This window comes from Streptomyces niveiscabiei, from assembly GCF_001419795.1.
GTDB lineage: Bacteria > Actinomycetota > Actinomycetes > Streptomycetales > Streptomycetaceae > Streptomyces > Streptomyces niveiscabiei.
Genome location: NZ_LIRL01000214.1, coordinates 1 through 5,120, shown reverse-complemented (window position 1 = coordinate 5,120; position 5,120 = coordinate 1). Strand labels below are relative to the sequence as shown.

The window sequence follows — 5,120 nt, the reverse complement described above, 5'->3', positions numbered from 1 at the left end:
CGACAGGCGATGACGGCCGAGACCCTGATCACCAGGCGGACCTGGGAGAGCGGATGGTTCTGCCCCCGCGTCAGCTCGGCCGTCATCGCCTGTCGTCCCCCTGTGTCGTGCTGTGTGGTTGTGGTGCCGCGGCCCTCAGAGGACCGGCTGGATGGCCGGCATGAGGTCCTGGAAGGTGCGGCCGTTGGCCGGGGTGCCGATGGCGGTCATCGACCAGCCCTGGCCCACGCGGTGCACCTTGGCCATGATCTGGGCCGTGTAGTTGCCGCCGCCCGCGAGGGTGTAGCGCGCCAGCTCCTGGCCGTTGGTCTCGTCGACGAGGCGGCAGAAGGCGTTCTGCACCTCCTGGAAGGTCTGGCCCGTGAACGAGTTGACGGTGAAGACGATCTGGTCGATGTGGACCGGCACGCGCGAGAGGTCGACGAGGATCGCCTCGTCGTCCCCGCCCTGGCCGACGCCGCCTACCAGGTTGTCGCCGGTGTGGCGCACCGAGCCGTCGTCGCTCACCAGGTGGCGGAAGAACACGACGTCGACCGGCTGCTGGTCCGCGAAGAGGACCGCGGAGGCGTCGAGGTCGATCTCGCGGGTGCGGGAACCGAACAGGCCGCGCCGGGGGGCCGCCTGCCAGCCGAGACCCATCCGCACCGCGCTCAGGCTGCCTCCGTCGTTCTTCTGAAGACTGATTGCCTGACCCTTGGTCATGTTGACGGTCACGAGCCGATTCCCCTCTCGAACTTCCCCTGTTCCCGCGGGCTCCGCGGATGTCCAGAACCCTACGCAAGGCCACTGACAGTGCCGTACCCGGGAGCGCGTTTTGTGTCGGTCCTGCAACACAGGGCGTACGGCGCGGCGCTCCCGGATACGCGGGTCATGCCAGGCCCGCCTCCTTCATCTGGCGCAGTTCCTTCTTCATCTCGGAGACCTCGTCCCTGAGGCGGGCGGCGACCTCGAACTGGAGGTCGGCGGCGGCGGCGCGCATCCGCTCGGTCATCGCCTCGATCTGGTCGGCGAGGTCGGCGGCCGGCGTGTCCGTCGGGACGGTGTCCTTGGCCTTGCCCCTGGCCGCCTTGGCGGACTTGGCGCGGGCCTTCTCGCCGAGCGACGGCACGGGCGCCTTGGTGCCGCGGCCGTCCTTCTTGGCGCGGTAGCCGCTGCCGAGGAGCTGTTCGGTGTCGACCTCCTCGCGCGCGATCTGGGCGACGATGTCGTTGATCTTCTTGCGCAGAGGCTGGGGGTCGATGCCGTTCGCCGTGTTGTAGGCGACCTGCTTCTCGCGGCGCCGGTTGGTCTCCTCGATGGCGCGCTCCATCGCGGGGGTGATCCGGTCGGCGTACATGTGGACCTGTCCGGAGACGTTGCGCGCGGCGCGGCCGATGGTCTGGATCAGGGAGGTGCCCGAGCGCAGGAAGCCCTCCTTGTCGGCGTCGAGGATCGCGACCAGGGAGACCTCGGGCAGGTCGAGGCCCTCGCGCAGGAGGTTGATGCCGACCAGGACGTCGAACTCGCCGGCGCGCAGTTCGCGCAGGAGCTCGATACGGCGCAGCGTGTCGACGTCGCTGTGCAGGTAGCGGACCTGGATGCCGAGTTCGAGGAAGTAGTCGGTGAGGTCCTCGGCCATCTTCTTGGTGAGGGTGGTGACCAGGACGCGTTCGTCCTTCTCGACCCGGCCGCGGATCTCGTGCACCAGGTCGTCGATCTGGCCCTCGGTGGGCTTGACGACGACCTCGGGGTCGATGAGGCCGGTGGGGCGGATGATCTGCTCGACGGTGCCGTCCGCGCGCGAGAGTTCGTACTTGCCGGGGGTCGCCGACAGGTAGACCGTCTGCCCGATGCGCTCCTGGAACTCCTCCCACTTCAGGGGGCGGTTGTCGAGCGCCGAGGGGAGGCGGAAGCCGTGGTCGACGAGGGTGCGCTTGCGGGAGGCGTCGCCCTCGTACATCGCGCCGATCTGCGGGACCGTGTTGTGCGACTCGTCGATGACCAGCAGGAAGTCGTCCGGGAAGTAGTCCAGGAGGGTGTTGGGCGGGGAGCCCGGTTCGCGGCCGTCGAAGTGCATCGAGTAGTTCTCGACGCCGGAGCAGGAGCCGATCTGGCGGAGCATCTCCAGGTCGTACGTCGTGCGCATGCGCAGGCGCTGGGCCTCCAGGAGCTTGCCCTGCTTCTCCAGTTCGGCGAGGCGCTCGCCGAGTTCCTTCTCGATGTCGTTGGCGGCGCGCTCCAGGCGCTCGGGGCCCGCGACGTAGTGGGAGGCCGGGAAGACGTACAGCTGCTGGTCGTCGCTGATGATCTCGCCGGTGAGCGGGTGGAGCGTGGAGAGGGCCTCGATCTCGTCGCCGAACATCTCGATGCGGACGGCGAGTTCCTCGTAGACCGGGAAGATCTCGATGGTGTCGCCGCGCACCCGGAACGTTCCGCGCGTGAAGGCGAGGTCGTTGCGCGTGTACTGGATGTCGACGAAGCGGCGCAGCAGGTCGTCCCGGTCGATCTCCTCGCCGACCTTCAGGGGGACCATGCGGTCCACGTACTCCTGCGGGGTGCCGAGGCCGTAGATGCACGAGACGGAGGCGACCACGACGACGTCCCTGCGGGTGAGCAGCGAGTTCGTCGCGGAGTGGCGCAGGCGCTCGACCTCCTCGTTGATCGAGGAGTCCTTCTCGATGTAGGTGTCCGACTGCGGGACGTACGCCTCGGGCTGGTAGTAGTCGTAGTACGAGACGAAGTATTCGACCGCGTTGTTCGGCAGGAGCTCGCGGAACTCGTTCGCCAGCTGGGCGGCCAGGGTCTTGTTCGGCGCCATCACGAGCGTGGGGCGCTGGAGCTTCTCGATCATCCACGCGGTGGTGGCGGACTTGCCGGTGCCGGTCGCGCCGAGGAGGACGACGTCCTTCTCACCGGCCTCGATGCGCTGGGCCAGCTCGGCGATGGCCGCCGGCTGGTCGCCGCTGGGCTGGTAGGGGCTGACGACCTCGAAGGGCGCCACCGTACGTTCGATGCTGGAAACGGGCCGCATGCCATCCACCGTACGGCCCCCCACTGACAACGCGTCCCCATCAGGGGTTTTCCGGGTCAGCGGCGCTGCGGTTCGTGGACCTCGCGGCGGGCGGTGCGGCGGGCGCGGACCCGGGGGCGGCGGCCGGAGTGGTGGCCGGCCGGGTGCGCGGGGACGCCGGGTTTGTGCTCGACGGGCGGTACGGCGGGTCTGCCCATGACCATCAGGGGGTCGAACACGACGACGACGGCCGCGAGCGCGAGGAACGCGAGGGGGCCGATCAGCATCGGGGCGAGCAGGGAGGCGGGCGAGTCGCCGGAGGTGGTGTCACCGGCGTGCACGTGGACGCTGAGGGCGGCCATGCCGGTGTAGTGCATGCCGGTGACGGCGAGGCCCATCACGAGGCTCGCGCCCATGCTCCACAGGAAGCCCCGGACCTGTCCTGCGGCCCACAGCGCGGCGGTCGCGGCGCCCATGGCGATCGCGACGGACGCCGCGACGGTGAACGTGTTGTACTCCAGGCGCCCGTTGAGCTGCATTCCGGCCATGCCCAGGTAGTGCATGGAGGCGATACCGAGGCCGGTGATCGTCCCTCCGGTGAACAGCGCGGTTCCCGAGGCCCCCTTGTAGCCGACGATGAAGATCCCGATGCCGACCATGAGGATCGCGACGCCGAGGCTCGCGTACGTGAGGGGTTTGTCGTACCGGATGGGTGCGCCCTGGACGGTGAATCCCATCATCGCGACGAAGTGCATCGTCCAGATGCCGGAGCCGATCGCCGCCGAGCCGAGGGCGAGCCAGCCTGGGCGCCAGGAGTGGGAGACGAGCAGGGCTCTGGTCGTACAGCGCAGACCGAGGGCACCGCCGAGGCAGGCCATGAAGTAGGCCACCAGCGGGGTGACGAGTCCGTAGCTGAATCCGTCGACCGTGCCTTGCATGCGGGGTTGCCCTTCCGCCCTGTTGATTGATTTTCCCTGGAATGCGCCCCTTCCCAGGACCGCCGAGCGGTCAGGGTTGACGCAGAGAGTATGACCCCCACCGGAATGGTCGAACGATTTTCCGGCAAAGAAACACGCCCTTGCCCCACTTGTGCCCCTGGGGTGAGCGCGTGTGGCCGTCTCCATTCATTCTGTGGCCATCCGCGGTCTCCTCCCCCGCCGCCCCTGTGCTGTCACAGTGAATCCCGACGTGATCACAGGAAGCGAGGAGTCGTCATGCACGCGCGCGTAGCCGCCGTTACCTCCACCGCTCTTCTGGGCACCGCCGCGGTCCTTCTGGCGCAGGCGCCGGACGCGAGCGCGGCAGCCCGCCCCGCACCCGTCGTGGTGGCCCACCGGGGCGCCTCCGCGCAGGCGCCCGAGAACACGCTGGCAGCCGTCGACAAAGCGGCCGAAATGGAGGTCGCCTGGGTCGAGAACGACGTCCAGCGGACAAAGGACGGCGAACTCGTGGTGATCCACGACGACACGCTCAGGCGCACCACCAATGCGGCCAAGATCTTTCCGGACCGGGCGCCGTGGAAAGTGAAGGACTTCACCGCGGCGGAGATCGCCCAGCTCGACGCGGGGAGTTGGTTCGGGCCCGCGTTCGCGGGTGAGCGGGTGCCGACGTTGAAGCAGTTCGTGGAGCGCCTCGACACCCACCGGCAGAAACTCCTCCTGGAGATCAAGAATCCGCAGCTCTATCCCGGTATCGAGCAGCAGATCATCAAGGTGCTCGGCAACGAGGGATGGCTCGATCCCTGGCATCTGAACAACCGTCTGATCGTCCAGAGCTTCGACGCCGCGAGCCTGCGCACGGTGCACAGCCTCAAGCCGGCCGTCCGCACCGGGTTCCTCGGCACGCCCGCGGTGGCCGATCTGCCGTCCTACGCGCGGTTCGCCGATCTGATCAATCCCTCGCACACGACGGTCACGAGCGAGTACGTCTCCGCCGTGCACGCGCTGCGGGGGCCGCACCACCGGCGGCTCCAGATGTACGTCTGGACGGTGGACGACGCCGTCAACGCGCGCAAGGTCGCCGGGTTCGGGGTGGACGGGATCATCACGAACAAGCCGGACGTCGTGCGGGACGCGCTGCCGTAGGGGGCCGGGGCCGGTCCTGGGGGCGTTGTCGGTGGCGGGCCGTACGG

Annotated in this window: 4 protein-coding genes; 1 reads left to right on the top strand and 3 read right to left on the bottom strand. The window is 68.7% G+C overall.

The annotated features are described in order from the left end of the window. Positions 1 to 135: 135 nt before the first annotated feature. The 3 genes from AOK24_RS12030 to AOK24_RS12020 all read right to left on the bottom strand — a co-directional run bounded on the left by AOK24_RS12030 (position 136) and on the right by AOK24_RS12020 (position 3,927). Positions 136 to 714 carry a TerD family protein gene (locus AOK24_RS12030; protein ID WP_010352498.1) on the bottom strand — a complete coding sequence of 193 codons (579 nt, stop codon included), beginning with the start codon at positions 712 to 714 and terminating at the stop codon, positions 136 to 138. A gap of 154 nt (positions 715 to 868) precedes the next feature. Continuing rightward, on the bottom strand, positions 869 to 3,010 hold the full coding sequence (gene uvrB, locus AOK24_RS12025; RefSeq protein WP_055720053.1) for an excinuclease ABC subunit UvrB: 2,142 nt from the start codon (positions 3,008 to 3,010) through the stop codon (positions 869 to 871). 56 nt (positions 3,011 to 3,066) lie between these two features. Continuing rightward, positions 3,067 to 3,927, bottom strand: coding sequence for an MHYT domain-containing protein (locus AOK24_RS12020; protein ID WP_055720052.1), 861 nt, complete (start codon positions 3,925 to 3,927; stop codon positions 3,067 to 3,069). Between the two features lie 276 nt (positions 3,928 to 4,203). Here AOK24_RS12020 and AOK24_RS12015 point away from each other — a divergent pair, with 276 nt between their 5' ends. Further along, positions 4,204 to 5,073: a glycerophosphodiester phosphodiesterase gene (locus AOK24_RS12015; RefSeq protein WP_055720051.1), complete on the top strand. Its 870-nt coding sequence runs from the start codon at positions 4,204 to 4,206 to the stop codon at positions 5,071 to 5,073. Positions 5,074 to 5,120 lie beyond the last annotated feature (47 nt).